The sequence below is a fragment of the Vibrio sp. 10N.222.48.A3 genome, from assembly GCF_041475345.1.
Classification (GTDB): Bacteria; Pseudomonadota; Gammaproteobacteria; order Enterobacterales; family Vibrionaceae; genus Vibrio; species Vibrio tasmaniensis_A.
In genome coordinates, this window is the sequence record NZ_JBFRVX010000630.1 from 1 (window position 1) to 406 (window position 406).

Sequence of the window (406 nt, forward strand, 5' to 3'; positions counted from 1 at the left end):
ACGGGCAAAGAAACTCAAGAAACAGGGTGTAGGCAACGGACGAATTTCTGATTTCAAAGTGGATGGGCTGGCCTTATTTAAACGTGAGTTTGAAGTGCAGCACATGCTGATTGACGGCACCACAGGGGCCGGTAAATCCGTCATGCTGCGGAAACTGCTGCGCTGGATACGCAAACGTGGGGATAAAGCGATTATTTATGATAAAGGCTGCACCTTTACCAGTAAGTTCTTTGACCCTAGCCAAGACACCTTACTCAACCCCTTCGATGAACGCTGCGCCAATTGGGATGTCTGGTGCGATGCAAAAGAAGCCCCTGACTTTGAAAATATCGCCAGCGCCCTTATCCCGCAGCATGGCGAAGGTGACCCATTCTGGGTCGACTCCGCCCGGACTATCTTTTCAAGT

1 protein-coding gene is annotated in these 406 nt (G+C 50.5%); it reads left to right on the plus strand.

The window, feature by feature from the left end; all coding sequences use genetic code 11:
• A partial coding sequence (locus AB4653_RS17485; protein ID WP_372071534.1) for a type IV secretion system DNA-binding domain-containing protein occupies positions 1-406 on the plus strand: 406 nt, incomplete at both ends.